Below are 14,510 nucleotides of genomic sequence, written 5' to 3'. Positions count from 1 at the left end.
GGGGGGGCCGGGGGGCAGACAGCCCCCCGGCGCTGGCCCCGGACGCAACCGAAGAAGCCTCAGCCGTGTCCCGGCACGCGCCCCGACGGCGCCATGTAGGGCCGCGTCACATCCTTCAGCGTCACTTCCAGCGCCTCGACCTCCAGCGCCACCACGCCGTCGCCCGCCAGCACCAGCATGACCCGCCCCGCGCCATCCTCGCCCGGCTCGAAGTCCAGCGACAGGATCGACAGCACCAGATCCTTCTCGGCCCGGGTGATGCCCTGCGAGCGCACCGAAAGCACGCCGTCCACCGCCAGCACCGCCTGCACCCGCTCGTAGCCGCGCCCGGCGGCCTCGGCCGCGGCGCGGTCTTCCCAGCGGAAGCGGTTCAGGAGGATGGCGAAGCGGCGCTGGCGGCGCTGGAAGGCCATCTCGGTGATCGGGAACACCGCGTCCTGCACCAGCGCCGAGATCACTGCCAGATCCTCCGGCGTCTCCGCCCCCAGATAGAGCGGCGCCTCGTCGGCGTCCTCGAAGCGCGCGTCTGCCATCAGCCGGAAATCCTTTCGATCTGTGCGCCACAAGCCCGCAGCTTTTCCTCGACCCGTTCATAGCCGCGGTCGAGGTGATAGACCCGGCTCACCACCGTCTCGCCTTCCGCCGCCAGACCGGCGAGGATCAGGCTGACGCTGGCGCGCAGGTCGGTCGCCATCACCGGCGCGCCGCGCAGACGGTCGACCCCGGTGACGGTGGCCGTGCCGCCATGCACATCGATACGCGCACCCATGCGGATCAGTTCCGGCGCATGCATGAATCGGTTCTCGAAAATCTTCTCTTCCAGCACCGAGGTGCCCTCGGCGGTGCAGAGGAGGGCCATCATCTGCGCCTGCAGATCGGTCGGAAAGCCCGGGAAAGGCTCGGTCGTCACGTCGACCGCCGTCACCCGCCCGTTCCTGCGCGAGACCTTCAGTCCGCGCTCGGTCTCGCTGACCGAGATCCCCGCCGCATCGAGCTTCTCGCAGAAGGCGCCGACCAGCTCGATCCGCCCGCCCAAAAGCTCCACCTCGCCGCCGCAGATCGCCGGGGCCAGCATGTAGGTGCCGAGCTCGATCCGGTCGGTGACCACCGGATGCGTCGCCCCGCCCAGCCGGTCCACGCCCTCAATGGTGAGGATCGACGTGCCCTCGCCCTCGATCTGCGCCCCCATCCGCCGCAGGCAGCGCGCCAGATCAACGATCTCCGGCTCGCGCGCGGCGTTCTCCAGCACCGTGGTGCCCTTGGCCAGCGTCGCCGCCATCAGCGCGTTCTCGGTCGCCCCGACCGAGACGATGGGAAAGACGATCCGCGCGCCGCGCAGCCCCCCGCTCGGCGCCTTGGCATGGATATAGCCGTCGCGCAGGTCCAGTTCGGCGCCCATCGCCTCCAGCGCCTTCAGATGCAGATCGACAGGCCGCGCCCCGATGGCGCAGCCGCCGGGCAGCGAGACCACCGCATGGCCGTCGCGCGCCAGCATCGGCCCCAGCACGAGGATCGAGGCGCGCATCTTGCGCACGATGTCGTAATCGGCGGTGTGGTTCGAGATGGCATGCGACGACAGCGCCAGCACCTGCCCGCCCTGCAGGCTCGCCACCTCGGCGCCGAGCGATTGCAGGAGCTGCGTCATGGTGCGGATGTCCGACAGCCGCGGCGCATTGGTCAACGTCAGCGGCTCGTCGCTGAGCAGCGTCGCCGGCATCAGCGTCAGGCAGGCGTTCTTGGCCCCCGCGATCGGGATCTGCCCGCGGAGCTCGCCATTGCCGCGCACCAGTATCGAATCCATGCTGCCCTCATTCCTCGGTCTGATTGTGGTCGGTGGGGTCTTCCCCATCCGTGATTGGCCCATCCGCATCCGGCCCATCCGCCGTGGCGCCCTCGCGCCGCACCCGGGCCTGAGCCTTGCGCCGGGCCATATTGGCCTTCAGCGCCGCCTTCAACCGCTCTTCGCGCAAGGCCGCCTCCTGCGCCCTGCGCGACGGCGAACCTCCGCCGCCACCGTTTCCGGCCGGCCCCTCGTCGCGTCTGTCCCTGCTCATGCACCCTCTGTAGCCCAGCCGCAAAAAACCGTCCAGTTAGCCCTTGCACGGCCTGAAATTTGAGTCTAATCAGCCGCCACGATCCAAGGGCAACGCCCGAAGACGCAGGCGGCTGTGGTAGCTCAGTGGTAGAGCACACCCTTGGTAAGGGTGAGGTCGAGAGTTCAATCCTCTCTCACAGCACCATCATTTCCCGATGATGATGCAGGACACCGGCGGGCTGGGCCCAACACCCGGATCTCCGGTTTCCACCGTTCAGTCCAGCCCCGTCAACTCTCCGAAACCATCGAAAAAAGCCCCCGCAACCGGCGTTGCAGGGGCTCCTCCGGGATTCGTTGCCCGCCGCCTGCGCGGCTCAGCTGCTCTCATGCGGTTTGTAGATGAAGCCGTAGGTCGGGTAGACCTTGCCGAAGCTGTTCGACTGGTTGCCGACCCGCACCGCCGACCAGTCGTTCGCCTCGGAGATGTCGATCACCACGGTGTCGACGGTGATCCGGTTGGTCACCCAGTTCGCCTGGTCCACCCGGATCTGCCGCGGGCTAAGCACCTCGGAGACCACCGCGACATGGCCGCGCGGCATGCCGCCGGTGGAGCGGAAGGTGAGCACCGCGCCCGAGACCGGCACCTGCCCCTTGGGATAGGTCTTGCCGGCGCCCTTCCACCAGGTCGCCGCGTCGCCGCGGATGTTGATGCCCGAGACCGCCCGGGCGAAGGGCACGCACCAGATCCGGCCGGGCCTGGCCTCGCGGATCCGCTCGGCCTCGGCCAGCACCGCCTGGCGCACCGCCTCGCGGCTCACCTGCGCCACCTGCACCACCGCGCTTGCACCACTGTCGGAACTGCCAGAGGCCAGCGCCGCGCCGGGCAGGGCCAGGGTCGCGGAAAGCAGCAAGGCGCAAAGGCGGGTGGTGATCATGCGGTCTGTCCCCTTATTTCTTCGGTCTCTCCGGGTCGGCGCGGCTGTTCCGCCGCTCCCCGCCCCGGGGCCGTGGCGCCCGCCCCCTGCGCGCGCCTTTGACCCGCCCATTTCACGAAGCACGGCGCAACCTCAAGCAGACGAGCCTGGTCGCGGCGGGTTTCCGCCGAACGGTTGATTTTTTCGGGAACCGGAACGGCGAGGACCCGCCGAGGTGACGTCCCGCGCCGACCAGCCCGGGATTTTCCCGCTTTGAGATCCTTGTCGCAGGACGGGAATCGCCCTGCACGCCCGTTCCATGAAAGCCGCAGCCGGGTCGGATCTTTGAAACCACCTTTCACCTTGGAAGAGGCGCCCCTTCAAGGCGGGTGATCCTCGCGGCGCGCCGAGCGGGCTCAGCCGCCCTTCGGCAGGGATCTGCCGAGGCCGCCGCCAGCCGCGGCCGGCGGCTCTGGAAGGCCGGTGGGGCCGCGCCTACATGAAGAGGACCAAACGACAGGATCACCGCCATGCGCCTTCTGCTTGCCATCCTTCTGCCCTGGTTGCAGTTCTTCACCATCGGCAGGCCCTTCGCCGGGATCATCTGCCTGATCCTGCAACTGACGCTGATCGGCTGGCTGCCCGCCGCGGTCTGGTCGGTCTATGCGCTGAACCAGTACAGCACCGACCGCAAGATCGAGAAGGCGCTGGGTCAGCGCGACCGCTGATCCTTCCCCGATTGCGGTTCTGCCCGGCCGGGGGAGCCGGGCTTGGGGGCATCGAGCCCCCGCGCCCGGCGCTGCCGCGGAAGAGGTCGCCAGCCGCAGTTCCGGGGGCCACTGTCGGCGCCTCCGGCGGGAGTATTTGGGCAAGGAGAGGCAGGGGCGGAGTCAGGGTCAGGGCGCGTGCGTCGGGAAGATCTCCGCCAGCGTCGGCCTGCGGGGGAGCAGGCCCTGGGTCTCGGCATGACCGAGGAAATCCGCCACCATCGGCGCATTGGCCTTGATGCCGCTCGCCGCCCAGTCCTCGCCCAGCTCAAGGTCCATCGTGGCGATGTCCTGCAGGATCCAGGGCGTCGTCTCGGCATATTTGCGGCGTTTGGCCAGCCACATCGCCAGCGACCGGTCGAAGAGCCGGGTCAGCGCCGCGGCAAGCCAGGGATGCGCCGTCGCCACCTCGCGTTTCAGCGCCAGGATATGCATCCCCGGCACATAGCCGTTCCGCCGGAAATACCCGATCTCGGCGCTACGGAAATCCTCCAACACGGGACGGAAGGGCGAGTCCCTGCGGAAGAAGCCCTCCGGCATGAAGGGGGTGAAGACCGCGTCGAGCCGCCCAGCCTCCAGCGCCTGCATCATCGGCTCCTCCCCCGGCATCGCCTCGATCCGGCCCGGGCGGGCGAAACGGCCGAGCCGGTCGACCACCGGATGCGCCTCGGTCAGCCGCCCGGCGAACCAAGCCGCATCCTCCACCCCCACCCCCGCCTCGGCCAGCACCGCCCGGGTCCAGGTGTTGCCGCTGTCCTGCCAGCCGGTGACGCCGATCCGCGCCCCGGCCAGATCCCCGAGCCGCCTCGGGCCGGAACGGGTGGTGAGGATGCAGCGGTGCCGGAAGCCGCGCATGAGAAAGCAGGGAACCCCGACGACGCCCGGCGCGCCGCCCGCCACCGCCTGCACATGCCGGCTGAGCGAGATCTCGGCCCCGTCATGCGCCGGATCGCCCGCCAGATCCTCGACCAGCGTGCCGACACGGTCGATCCTGAGCTCGATCCGCCGATCGGCGACATCGCCCAGAAGCAGCGGCGTCAGGTAATCCCAGTCGCGCAGGGCGAGGCGGATGGTCAGGGTCATGGCATTCTCCGGCTGTGGCGGCGGGAAAGAACACCCCGGAGCGGCCCTCGCGTCCAATCGAAAATCCTGACCTGCCGGTTAGATTTTTTTGATGGGGCAGCCCCGGCTAAATTCGCGGCAGGCGAAAAACGGTGCCATGGGCGTGATAAACGGCGGCTTCACCCGCGGAAGGCGGCGGCGGGAAGGCCTCGCGCCTCCCCGCATCCTCTTCGGCGGCCAGCAGACTCCGCAGGCCAGCGCCTTGTCTTCGCGGCATATTCCGGCGACAGACCCTCCTGCACCTCCTCCACCTGGCGGCGACACGCCCCGCCCTCGCCAAAGAAATCTATCTCACATAGAAATTTTTTCGATTGGACAGCCGCCGCCCGCGCCGCGTTCGATCAGGCAAGGATGCGGCCAGCCCGCCAAGCAACCCTCCACGCCACCCGGAATGAAACCCAGCGACACCTCCGAGGACCCCATGACAGAGCATTTTCCGACGATGACCCCGACGCGCCGCACCGTTCTTCTGAGCCTCGGGGCCGGTCTTGCCGCGATGGCGCTGCCGCGCGGCGGCTCGGCGCAGGCTGGCGATCAGGTGCTGCGCTTCGGCCTCTCGACCTTCCCGCCGACCATCAAGCCCTTCGACAACACCGGCGGCGCCGCCAATACCGTGAAGCTGATGCTCTGGCGCGGGCTGATGGGCTATGACGCCTCGGCCAGGCTGCAGCCGGAACTGGCCGAAAGCGTGGATTGGACCGACCCGCAGACCGCCGTCTTCAAGCTGCGCGCCAATGCCGTCTTCCACAACGGCAAGCCGGTGACCGCCGCCGATGTGGTCTACTCGCTGAACGAGATCACCAAGGAAGGCTCGACCGCCTATCTGAAAAGCGACCTCAGCATCCTCACGGCCGTCGAGGCGGTGGACGACAAGACGGTGAAGATCTCGCTCTCCGCCCCTTCCGCCGTCCTGCTCGACCTGCTGGCCAGCTACTGCTGCCCGATCATCTCGGCCGAAAGCACCGAGGACGCGCCGATCGGCGCCGGCCCCTTCACCATGAAGGGCTCCGAGAAGGGCGTCTACATCGAGGTCGAACGCTTCCCCGACTTCTACATGGAGGGCGAGCCGAATGTCGGCGGCATCCGCTTCATCGCCTATGCCGACGAGAACCTGCGCTACGCCGCGCTCGAGGCGGGCGACGTCGACCTGATCGAATACCTGCCCTGGCAGCAGTTCGACGCGGTCGATGCCTCCGACACGCTGGAGATGAAGAGCACCCTCGGCCCCTACATGTTCCTCCTCTTCAACGTGACGGAAGGCCCCTTCGCAGACCCCAAGGTGCGGCAGGCGGTGGGCTATGCGATCGAGCGGCAGGATGTGGTCGATGCCGCCTTCGCCGGGCGCGGCACGCCGCTCTTCGGCCTGCCCAACCCGCAGGGCTCGCCCTTCGATCTGGCCGATCCGGCGGTGGAATGGAGCTACGACCCTGAGAAGGCCAAGGCGCTGCTGGCCGAAGCGGGCTATCCGAACGGCTTCGACTGCCGCCTCCTGGCCACCGCGACCTACGGCATGCATCAGGACACGGCCTCGGTGGTGCAAGCCTATCTCGCGATGATCGGCATCAACGCCACGCTCGATCTGCCCGACTGGGGCAGCCGGGTGACCTCGGGCAAGGAGGGTCGCTACGACATCGCCGTGCACGGCACTTCCGGCACCTACAACGACCCGGATTCGCTCTGGCCGCTGCTCTACTCCGGCAACCCCTCCTACCTGCAGTCCTTCGGTTTCAAGTCCGAACGGATCGACGGGCTGCTGGAAAAGGGCCGCACCACCACCGATCAGGCCGAGCGCGAGGCGATCTACAAGGATCTGGCGAAGGCCTATTTCGAGGAAGTGCCGCAGGTGCCGCTCAACTGGCGCATCCAGGCCTATGCCATGCGCAGCAATGTGACGGGCTTCGAGTCGCTGCCCGGCTTCCTCAACGGCTCCTCGGCCTACGCACTCGACGATACGAAACTGGGCTGAGGCGCGCATGCTGGCTTTCCTCCTCCGTCGCGTGGCGACAGCGCTCGCCATGCTGCTCGTCGTCGGCACGATCATCTTTTCCATGCTGGCCATCGTGCCCGGCGATCCTGCGGAACTGCTGCTCTCCACCGGCGGCGGCAGTGCCTCGGAGGAGGCGATCCGGAACCTGCGGCTGGAGATGGGGCTCGACCGGCCCCTGCTCCAGCAATACCTGACCTTCCTCGGCGACAGCCTGCGCTTCGACTTCGGGACGTCCATCGTCGACGGCTCCTCCATCGCCGAGGCCATCGCCCTCCGCCTGCCCCGCACGCTGGAGATCATCGCGGCGGGCGCGGTGCTTGCCCTTCTGCTGTCGATCCCGGCGGGCACGCTGGCGGGCTTGCGCGCCGGCGGGCGATTCGACGGGATCACCTCGGGGCTCAACGCGCTCCTGACCTCGATCCCCGGCTTCGTGCTGGGCACGCTCTTCATCTATGTCTTCGCGCAGGTGCTGGGCGTGCTGCCCGCGGGCGGCTACGTCGCCTTCGCAGAAGACCCGGCACAGCATCTGCAGATGCTCATCCTGCCCGCCGTCACCGTGGCGCTGCATCTCTCGACCATCATCTTCCGCATGACCCGCGCCTCGGTGCTCGAGATGCGCGGCCATGACTGGGTCCGCACCGCCACCGCCAAGGGCCTCAGCCGCGGCCTCGTGGTGCGCCGCCACATCCTGCGGAACGCGCTCGGCCCGGTCATCACCGTGGTCGGCCTGCAGCTCGGCATCCTGCTCGGCTCCACCGTGCTCGTCGAGTTCGTCTACAACTGGCCCGGGCTCAGCGGCCTGCTGGTGACGGCGGTGGAGCAGCGCGACTACCCCACCGTGCGCGCCATCATCCTGACGGTCGCCGCCATCTTCATCGGCATCAATCTGGTGATCGATATCCTCTACTCCCTCCTCGACCCGAGGATCGCCCTGCAATGACCGCCCTTCCCCTCGCCGCCCGCCGCAGCCGCCGCCTTCCGAAGCTGCCGAAGCGGATGATCCTGCCCGCCGTGCTTCTGGCGCTGCTGATCGTCACCCCTTTCGCCGCCCCGCTCCTCACCCCCTACGACCCGGTGCAGATATCGGTCCGCGACCGCCTCGCCGCCCCGAGCTGGGAACACTGGCTGGGACAGGACGAGTTCGGCCGCGACCGCTTGGCCCGCGTGCTCTATGGCGGGCAGGTCTCGCTGACCGTGGCCTTCGTCGCCACCTCCATCGCCTGCGTCATCGGCACGCTCTTCGGCCTGATCGGCGCCTATTTCCGCGGACCGTTCGAGTTCGTCACCACCCGCCTTGCCGATGTGGTGCTCTGCTTCCCGCCGATCCTGCTGGCGCTGCTCGTCGTCACCCTCTTCGGCCCCGGCGCCGACACGCTGGTGGCGGTGCTGTCGATCCTCTACTTCCCCGCCTTCGCCCGCATCGCCTTCTCCGAAGCCCTGCGCGTCTCGGCGCTGGATTTCGTCGAGGCCTCCCGCGCCCTCGGCACCCCCTCGCACCGCATCGTGCTCAAGACCATCCTGCCGAACATCGCGGGCCCGGTCTCGGTGCAGTATTCCCTCACCGCCGCCGCCGCGATCACCATCGAGAGCGGGCTGTCCTTCCTCGGCCTCGGCGTCGTGCCGCCCGCGCCCTCCTGGGGCCAGATGATCCGCGGCGCCCGCGCCTTCATGAACCAGGACCCGCTGGGCATCCTCATCCCCTGCGTCGCCCTCACCCTGACGATCTACGCCATCAACTTCTTCTGCGACCGCCTGCGCGACACGCTCGACCCTAAGGGCAATGCGGGCGGCAAGGATGTGACCTCCGTCCCCGCGCCGGGCCGCGCCCCGGTGCAGGAGGAGGCCGATGTCATCGCCTCGGTCCGCGACCTGCGGCTGGAGCTGCGCCACCCGAAAGGCGCCGTGGACGTGATCGAGGATGTCTCGCTCACCCTGCGCGCCAATCAGTGCACCGCCCTCGTGGGCGAGAGCGGCTCGGGCAAGTCCCTGACCTCGCTCGCCATCATGGGCCTGCTACCCGGCGCGATCCGGCAGGCCGACGGCGCGCTGCACCTGCGCCGCAAGCAGGGCGGCATGGTCGATCTCGGCGCGCTCGGCCCCAAGGCGCTGGAGGACGTGCGCGGCAACGATGTCGCCATGATCTTCCAGGAGCCGATGACCTCGCTGAACCCGATCCACAAGGTCGGCGCCCAGATGGTCGAGGCGATCCTGTCGCACCGCAAGATGCCGCGCGCCGAGGCCCGCAGCCGCGCCATCGCCCTGCTGGAGCTGGTCGGCATCAACGAGGCCGCGCGCCGCTTCGACGGCTACCCGCACGAGATGTCGGGCGGCATGCGTCAGCGGGTGATGATCGCCATGGCGCTGACCTGCGAGCCGCGCCTCCTCATCGCCGACGAGCCCACCACGGCGCTCGACGTGACCATCCAGGCCGAGATTATCGAACTGCTGCAGAAGCTGCGCCAGGACTACGCCGACGGGTTGAGCCTCCTCTTCATCAGCCACAACCTCGGCATCGTCTCCGAAATCGCCGACCGCGTCGTGGTGATGTATTCCGGTCAGGTGGTCGAGGAAGGCCCGGCCCAACAGGTGCTCACCGACCCGCACCACCCCTACACCCGCGCCCTGATGGAAAGCATGCCCTCGGCCCATGCCGATCTGCATTCCGCCCGCGGCGACCGGCTGCAGGCGATCAGCGGCACCCCGCCCCTGCCCGATGCCCGCCCCTCCGGCTGCAGCTTCCGCGACCGCTGCCCGATGGCCCTTCCCGCCTGTGCCGAGGCCCGCCCGCCGCTCTTTGCCAGCGCCGACGGCAGCCGCGCCGCCCGCTGCATCCGCGCCCCCGAAGCACAGGAGGCCGCATGACCCCGCTCCTCGAAGTCCGTGGCCTGAACAAGAGCTACCCCGCCGGTCGCAAGGGCCTCTTCGGCAAGCGCATGATGCAGGTGCTGCGCGACGTGAGCCTGACCGTGCAGCCCGGCGAGGTGCTGGGACTGGTGGGCGAAAGCGGCTCGGGCAAGAGCACCATCGGCAAGGCCATCCTGCGGCTGATCCCCTCCTCATCGCAGGCGATGCGCTTCGACGGGCAGGATCTGAACACCCTGCCCAGCGCCGATCTGCGCCGCCTGCGCAAGGACATGCAGATCATCTTCCAGGATCCCTACGCCAGTCTCGACCCGCGCAAGACCGTGCGCGCCGTGCTCTCCGAGGCGCTCGACACCCACGACCTGCACAGGGGCGCGGCCCGCCAGCCCCGCCTCACCGCGCTGATGGAGATGGTCGGCCTCAACCCGATCTTCCTCGACCGCCGCCCGCATGAATTCTCCGGCGGCCAGCGCCAGCGCATCGGCATCGCCCGCGCCCTCGCGGTGGAGCCGAAGTTCATCGTCTGCGACGAGGCGGTCTCGGCGCTCGACGTCTCGATCCAGGCGCAGGTGCTGAACCTGCTGGCCGATCTGCGGGCGAAAACCGGCATCTCGCTCCTCTTCATCAGCCATGACCTCTCTGTGGTGCGCTACATCTCCGACCGGGTGATGGTGCTCTATCTCGGCCGGGTGATGGAGGTGGGCGGCGCCGATCAGGTGCATTTCGCCCCCCGCCATCCCTATACCGCCGCACTGATCTCGGCGGAGCCGAGCCTCGGCCATGCGCCCGACCGCATCCGCCTGACGGGCGAGATTCCCTCGCCCCTCACCCCGCCCTCCGGCTGCGTCTTCCGCAGCCGCTGCCCCTATGCCCTGCCCGCCTGCGCCGAAACGGCGCCGGAGCTCCGCCCGGCAGGAGAAGGCCGTCTCAAGGCCTGCATCCGCGACGACATCCTGCAAGGAACCTGAAGAAGATGATGACCGAGAAACTGAAGATCGCCGAACTGACCAGCGAAGAGGCGCGGCAATACCTGACCGACGAGGCGGTGATCCTGCTGCCGATGGGCTCGCTCGAGGATCAGGGCACCCATGCGCCGATGGGCGACTATCTTGCCGCCGAGGCTGTGGCGCTCGACATCGCCCGCGCCGCCCGCGCCGAGGGCGTGCCGACCTTCATCGCCCCGGTGATCCCCTTCGGCGGCGCCGACTACTTCGGCTCCTCGCATGGCGGCATCGCCATCAGCCAGTCGACCCTCGTGGCCCTGCTCGACGACATGTTCGCCAGCCTCGCCCGCCATGGCCTGACCAAGGTGCTCGTCATCAACGGCCACGGCGGCAATGTGGGGCCGATCAACGAGGTCGCGCTGAAGTGGCGCCAGAAGAACGGCATGTTCGTCGCCTCGATGTATCTCTGGCAGATCAGCTACGAACTCCTGAAGGACATCCTCGGCCCGGAAGCGGCGGCGAAATCCTCCGGCCACGGCGGCGACCCGCTGACCTCCATCGGCCTGCACTACTACCCCGAGATCCTGCGCATGGATCTGAAACAGGCCCCGCCCGTCGGGCAGAAGGCGCTCGGCGTCGATGTGGCGGGCTTCGCCGCGCTCAAATACGACGGCGCCCGGCTGCAAGCCCCGATCGAGGCGATCGAGACCGCGCCGCATGGCGTCTGGGGCGGCGACCCGAAACATTGCTCCGCCGAAACCGGCAAGGCGCTGAGCGAGCGTCTGGTGCGGATCGGCGCGGGCTTCATCCGCGACCACGTCGCCACCGGCTTCAAGGGCTGACGACCCGCCCGGCGGCGGCGGCCCTCGGTCGCCGCCGCGGCTCAGGCGGGGCGGAAGGCCACGTAGCGCGGATGCGCCGTGGCCCATTCCTCCGCCGCCTGCCGCGCCAGCGCGAAGATCTCCTCGGTCTGCGCCTTGCGCGCCTTGTTCAGATGCACGCAGCGCACGTCGAGCGGCGCCAGCTGCACCGTCGTCGGCAGTTCAACCAGCATCCCCGTGGAAATCTCCTGCTCCAGCGCCGCCAGCGGCACCGCCGAGGCGCCATAGCCCAGCCGCACCAGATCGCAGATCGTGCCCAGCGAATTGCCGGTATGGCGCGCATTGGGCCGCCGCTTGGTCTCCTCCACCAGATCGGCCACCGGCCCGAACAGTGGCGAGCTGTGCGGATAGAGGATCAGCGGCAGCTCGCGCAGCTCATCCGGCGTCAGCGGGCGGGTGACCTCGCCCACCACATCGGGCCGCGCCACCCAGCCGATGCGGTAGAGCACCGAGAAACTGTTCTGGATCTGCGGCAACCCCGCCTCGCCGGTGACGAAGGCCATGTCGAGCGCCCCCGACCGCACCTGCTGGCGCAGATCGACGTTGGAGCCGGAATGGAAATCCACCAGCGGCCCCTCGGGCATCTGCGAGATCTTCCGCCGCAGCGTGACGCCCCATGTCTTCGTCACCATGCCCACGGCGCCGATGGTATAACGCTTCTTTTGCTTCGTCCTCAGACGGCTGGTCAGCGCCTCGCTCAGGTTGAGGAAGGTCTCGGCATATTCGGCAACCTCGTGCCCCTGTTCGGTCAGGGTGAATTCCGCCTGCGTCCGGTCCATCAGCGGCACGCCGAAGCTGGCCTCCAGCCCCGAAATCCGCGCCGATACCGCAGGTTGCGTCAGGCCGATGTGATCCGCGACGCGCTGGTAGCTCTTGAGACGGGTGAGCCAGTAGAAGGCTTCCAACTGCTTGAAGTTCATGGCGGCACTCTAGCGCAGCCGGGGCCGGGCGGCACATAAAAATCTTCTATGGCACGCACCAGAATTATTGCTTTGACCCCGCGCGCCCTCCTGCGGTGAATGGACCCAAAGCCACCCAGCGCCACAGCGGCCCCCAGCGCGGGCCCGACCGCAGAGTTTTGAGGATTTCCGCCATGAGCATCATCGTCTCCCTCCCCGCCGCCGACAAGACCGACTGGTGGTGCCAGATGCTGCGCGACCTCATGCCCGACTGGAACATCTATCCGCTCGGCAAGGAGCCCGACCCCGAGGCGATCCAGTATTCCGTCGTCTGGCGCCCCGCGACCGGCGCCATGACGCCCTACCGCAACCTCAAGGCCATCGTCTCGCTCGGCGCGGGCATCGACCATGTGCTCGCCGATGAGAAGCTGCCCGAGGACGTGCCGATCATCCGCACCGTCGGCACCGATCTCACGCAGCGCATGAAGGAATACATTGCGCTCCACGTCCTGCGCCACCACCGCCAGCTGCCGAAGATCCAGGCCAACCAGACCGCGCACAAATGGGAGCAGATCGTCGTCCCCCCCGCCACCGAGCGGCGCGTCGGCATCATGGGTCTCGGCAATCTCGGCGGCGCGGCGGCCGAGCTGCTGGCGTCCATCGGCTTCCAGGTCGTCGGCTGGTCCCGCTCCCCCAAGGAGATCCCGGGCATCCGCACCTATGCCGGCGCCTCCGAGTTCGGCGCCTTCCTCGAAGGGACCGAGATCCTCGTCTGCCTCCTTCCCCTCACCGAAAGCACCCGCGGCATCCTCAACGCCGACACCTTCAACCGGCTGAAGCGCGGCGCCGCCGTGATCAATGCCGCCCGCGGCCAGCACCTCGTCGACAGCGACCTGATCGACGCCCTCGCCTCCGGCCAGATCGAGGGCGCAACGCTCGACGTGTTCCACACCGAACCGCTGCCGAAGGACCATCCGTTCTGGGATCACCCGGCGATCACCGTCACCCCGCATGTCGCCTCGCTGATCGACGCGCCCACCGGCAGCAAGATCGTGGCGAAGAACATCCGCACCTTCCACGAGACCGGAACAGTGGCCGACATAGCCGACGCCAAACGCGGCTACTGACGCCTCCGACACCTGTCCCGCCCGCCAGATCCGGCCGCCTCGCAGCGGCCGGTTTTCCGCATTTCCGCATCCCGACAATGATATTCCAAAACAAGGACTTGCAATAACTCCCTCATCCACCCTCTCAACTCTCCAAACCAAATTTTCTCGATGCAGAGATAAAGAAAATTCGATTGGACTTGCCGCCCCACAACCCGTTGCATCGCAGGGGCAGAACGGGCCGTACGAAGCCCGTCAGCCGACTTCCTCCCCGCCTCCGGGCCGGGCCGCAGCCCTCCTCCGATCCGTTCCTCCCACGGATGCCCGCGCAAGCGGCGGCGGTCGGCTGCGCTCCGCCCGCCCCGATCCAACAGGAGTTCCCGATGAAGACCCCCCTCAGCCTCGCCGCCTCGGCCCTCTTCCTCGCCACCGCCGCCCATGCCCAGTCCGAGATCTCGGGCGAGATCACGCTGGCCGCCTATTCCGGCATCTTCCAGGACAAATACACCCAGGCCGTCATCGCCCCCTTCGAGGCGAAATATCCCGGCGTGAAGGTGAACTACTTCTCCAACACCGCCTCTTCCGCCATCCTCGGCGCCCTGCGTTCGCAGGCTGGCGACCCGCAGACCGATGTGGCGATCTTCGATGTCTCCACCGCGCTGATCGGCAACAAGGAGGGCCTGCTCTCGCCGCTCAGCCTCGAGGAGATCCCCAACCTCGCCGATCTCGTGCCGCAGGCCACCGTGCAGGAGGGCTACGGCCCCGCCGTCACCTTCGACAACCTCGTGCTCATCTACAACACCGAGATGGTGCCCGAGAAACCGACCTCGCTGAACGTGCTCTGGGATGCCGCCTATGCCGGCAAGATCGCCGTCACCTCGATGCCCTCGATCCTCGGCTCGGGCCTCATGGTGATGACCTCGGCCATGCTGGGCGAAGACTACACCCAGTCCGTCGAGCAGGCCGCGGCCAAGCTGGCCGAACTGGCCCCCG

Annotated in this window: 14 protein-coding genes and 1 tRNA gene; 9 read left to right on the top strand and 6 right to left on the bottom strand. The window is 68.2% G+C overall.

Features of this window, described 5'->3' with window-relative positions; genetic code table 11:
- Positions 1-59: 59 nt before the first annotated feature.
- From C5F48_RS05580 to C5F48_RS24760, 3 genes are read right to left on the bottom strand one after another with little or no spacing between them, the layout of a single operon-like run.
- Complete coding sequence (locus C5F48_RS05580; protein WP_107662924.1) at positions 60-533, bottom strand: DUF2948 family protein; 474 nt, start codon at positions 531-533, stop codon at positions 60-62.
- The gene (murA, locus tag C5F48_RS05575) at positions 533-1,801 is read right to left on the bottom strand and encodes a UDP-N-acetylglucosamine 1-carboxyvinyltransferase (protein WP_107662923.1); all 1,269 of its coding nucleotides are present in this window, start codon (positions 1,799-1,801) and stop codon (positions 533-535) included. The genes C5F48_RS05580 and murA overlap by 1 nt, the downstream gene beginning before the upstream one ends.
- 7 nt (positions 1,802-1,808) lie before the next feature.
- On the bottom strand, positions 1,809-2,054 hold the full coding sequence (locus C5F48_RS24760) for a hypothetical protein (protein WP_146170558.1): 246 nt from the start codon (positions 2,052-2,054) through the stop codon (positions 1,809-1,811).
- Between the two features lie 111 nt (positions 2,055-2,165).
- Here C5F48_RS24760 and C5F48_RS05570 point away from each other — a divergent pair.
- A tRNA-Thr gene (locus C5F48_RS05570) sits at positions 2,166-2,240 on the top strand.
- A 169-nt stretch (positions 2,241-2,409) separates the two neighbouring features.
- Here the strand turns inward: C5F48_RS05570 and C5F48_RS05565 are convergent.
- Positions 2,410-2,970: a CHAP domain-containing protein gene (locus C5F48_RS05565; protein ID WP_170139670.1), complete on the bottom strand. Its 561-nt coding sequence runs from the start codon at positions 2,968-2,970 to the stop codon at positions 2,410-2,412.
- 509 nt (positions 2,971-3,479) lie between these two features.
- On the opposite strand from C5F48_RS05565, the gene C5F48_RS05560 reads away from it, so the two are divergent.
- Positions 3,480-3,677 carry a YqaE/Pmp3 family membrane protein gene (locus C5F48_RS05560; RefSeq protein ID WP_107662921.1) on the top strand — a complete coding sequence of 66 codons (198 nt, stop codon included), beginning with the start codon at positions 3,480-3,482 and terminating at the stop codon, positions 3,675-3,677.
- Positions 3,678-3,845: 168 nt separating this feature from the next.
- On the opposite strand, the gene C5F48_RS05555 is transcribed toward C5F48_RS05560, so the two are convergent.
- Positions 3,846-4,799 (bottom strand): substrate-binding domain-containing protein, encoded by a 954-nt coding sequence (locus tag C5F48_RS05555; RefSeq protein ID WP_107662920.1) that lies wholly within the window; start codon positions 4,797-4,799, stop codon positions 3,846-3,848.
- Positions 4,800-5,259: 460 nt separating this feature from the next.
- Between C5F48_RS05555 and C5F48_RS05550 the strand changes: the two genes are divergently transcribed.
- From C5F48_RS05550 to C5F48_RS05530, 5 genes are read left to right on the top strand one after another with little or no spacing between them, the layout of a single operon-like run.
- Positions 5,260-6,804 (top strand): ABC transporter substrate-binding protein, encoded by a 1,545-nt coding sequence (locus C5F48_RS05550; protein ID WP_107662965.1) that lies wholly within the window; start codon positions 5,260-5,262, stop codon positions 6,802-6,804.
- A gap of 7 nt (positions 6,805-6,811) precedes the next feature.
- A complete protein-coding gene (locus C5F48_RS05545; RefSeq protein WP_107662919.1) occupies positions 6,812-7,765 on the top strand; it encodes an ABC transporter permease in 954 nt (317 codons plus the stop codon).
- A complete protein-coding gene (locus C5F48_RS05540; protein WP_107662918.1) occupies positions 7,762-9,687 on the top strand; it encodes a dipeptide/oligopeptide/nickel ABC transporter permease/ATP-binding protein in 1,926 nt (641 codons plus the stop codon). Before C5F48_RS05545 ends, C5F48_RS05540 begins: the two co-directional genes overlap by 4 nt.
- Positions 9,684-10,655, top strand: coding sequence for an ABC transporter ATP-binding protein (locus C5F48_RS05535; RefSeq protein WP_107662917.1), 972 nt, complete (start codon positions 9,684-9,686; stop codon positions 10,653-10,655). Before C5F48_RS05540 ends, C5F48_RS05535 begins: the two co-directional genes overlap by 4 nt.
- Before the next feature lie 5 nt (positions 10,656-10,660).
- Positions 10,661-11,473, top strand: a complete 813-nt coding sequence (locus tag C5F48_RS05530; protein WP_107662916.1) for a creatininase family protein — start codon at positions 10,661-10,663, stop codon at positions 11,471-11,473.
- Between the two features lie 41 nt (positions 11,474-11,514).
- On the opposite strand, the gene C5F48_RS05525 is transcribed toward C5F48_RS05530, so the two are convergent.
- Entirely contained in the window at positions 11,515-12,432 is a 918-nt protein-coding gene (locus C5F48_RS05525; protein ID WP_107662915.1) for a LysR family transcriptional regulator, read from the bottom strand.
- A 173-nt stretch (positions 12,433-12,605) separates the two neighbouring features.
- Between C5F48_RS05525 and C5F48_RS05520 the strand changes: the two genes are divergently transcribed.
- Together C5F48_RS05520 and C5F48_RS05515 are read left to right on the top strand one after the other, a co-directional pair.
- Entirely contained in the window at positions 12,606-13,538 is a 933-nt protein-coding gene (locus C5F48_RS05520; protein WP_107662914.1) for a 2-hydroxyacid dehydrogenase, read from the top strand.
- Between the two features lie 362 nt (positions 13,539-13,900).
- The coding region (locus tag C5F48_RS05515; protein ID WP_146170556.1) for an extracellular solute-binding protein at positions 13,901-14,510 on the top strand (610 nt) is incomplete at its 3' end.

Source organism: Cereibacter changlensis JA139 (assembly GCF_003034985.1).
In the GTDB taxonomy this organism is placed as follows: Bacteria; Pseudomonadota; Alphaproteobacteria; order Rhodobacterales; family Rhodobacteraceae; genus Cereibacter; species Cereibacter changlensis.
This window is presented reverse-complemented; position numbering and strand designations above follow the sequence as displayed.

What these genes read in the sequence shown, in the direction of transcription:
- C5F48_RS05520 (WP_107662914.1), top strand. Translation starts at nt 12,606, where the DNA reads ATGAGCATCATCGTCTCCCTCCCCGCCGCCGACAAGACCGACTGGTGG.
- C5F48_RS05525 (WP_107662915.1), bottom strand. Translation starts at nt 12,432, where the DNA reads ATGAACTTCAAGCAGTTGGAAGCCTTCTACTGGCTCACCCGTCTCAAG.
- C5F48_RS05565 (WP_170139670.1), bottom strand. Translation starts at nt 2,970, where the DNA reads ATGATCACCACCCGCCTTTGCGCCTTGCTGCTTTCCGCGACCCTGGCC.
- C5F48_RS24760 (WP_146170558.1), bottom strand. Translation starts at nt 2,054, where the DNA reads ATGAGCAGGGACAGACGCGACGAGGGGCCGGCCGGAAACGGTGGCGGC.
- C5F48_RS05540 (WP_107662918.1), top strand. Translation starts at nt 7,762, where the DNA reads ATGACCGCCCTTCCCCTCGCCGCCCGCCGCAGCCGCCGCCTTCCGAAG.
- murA (WP_107662923.1), bottom strand. Translation starts at nt 1,801, where the DNA reads ATGGATTCGATACTGGTGCGCGGCAATGGCGAGCTCCGCGGGCAGATC.
- C5F48_RS05530 (WP_107662916.1), top strand. Translation starts at nt 10,661, where the DNA reads ATGATGACCGAGAAACTGAAGATCGCCGAACTGACCAGCGAAGAGGCG.
- C5F48_RS05555 (WP_107662920.1), bottom strand. Translation starts at nt 4,799, where the DNA reads ATGACCCTGACCATCCGCCTCGCCCTGCGCGACTGGGATTACCTGACG.
- C5F48_RS05535 (WP_107662917.1), top strand. Translation starts at nt 9,684, where the DNA reads ATGACCCCGCTCCTCGAAGTCCGTGGCCTGAACAAGAGCTACCCCGCC.
- C5F48_RS05580 (WP_107662924.1), bottom strand. Translation starts at nt 533, where the DNA reads ATGGCAGACGCGCGCTTCGAGGACGCCGACGAGGCGCCGCTCTATCTG.
- C5F48_RS05560 (WP_107662921.1), top strand. Translation starts at nt 3,480, where the DNA reads ATGCGCCTTCTGCTTGCCATCCTTCTGCCCTGGTTGCAGTTCTTCACC.
- C5F48_RS05550 (WP_107662965.1), top strand. Translation starts at nt 5,260, where the DNA reads ATGACAGAGCATTTTCCGACGATGACCCCGACGCGCCGCACCGTTCTT.
- C5F48_RS05545 (WP_107662919.1), top strand. Translation starts at nt 6,812, where the DNA reads ATGCTGGCTTTCCTCCTCCGTCGCGTGGCGACAGCGCTCGCCATGCTG.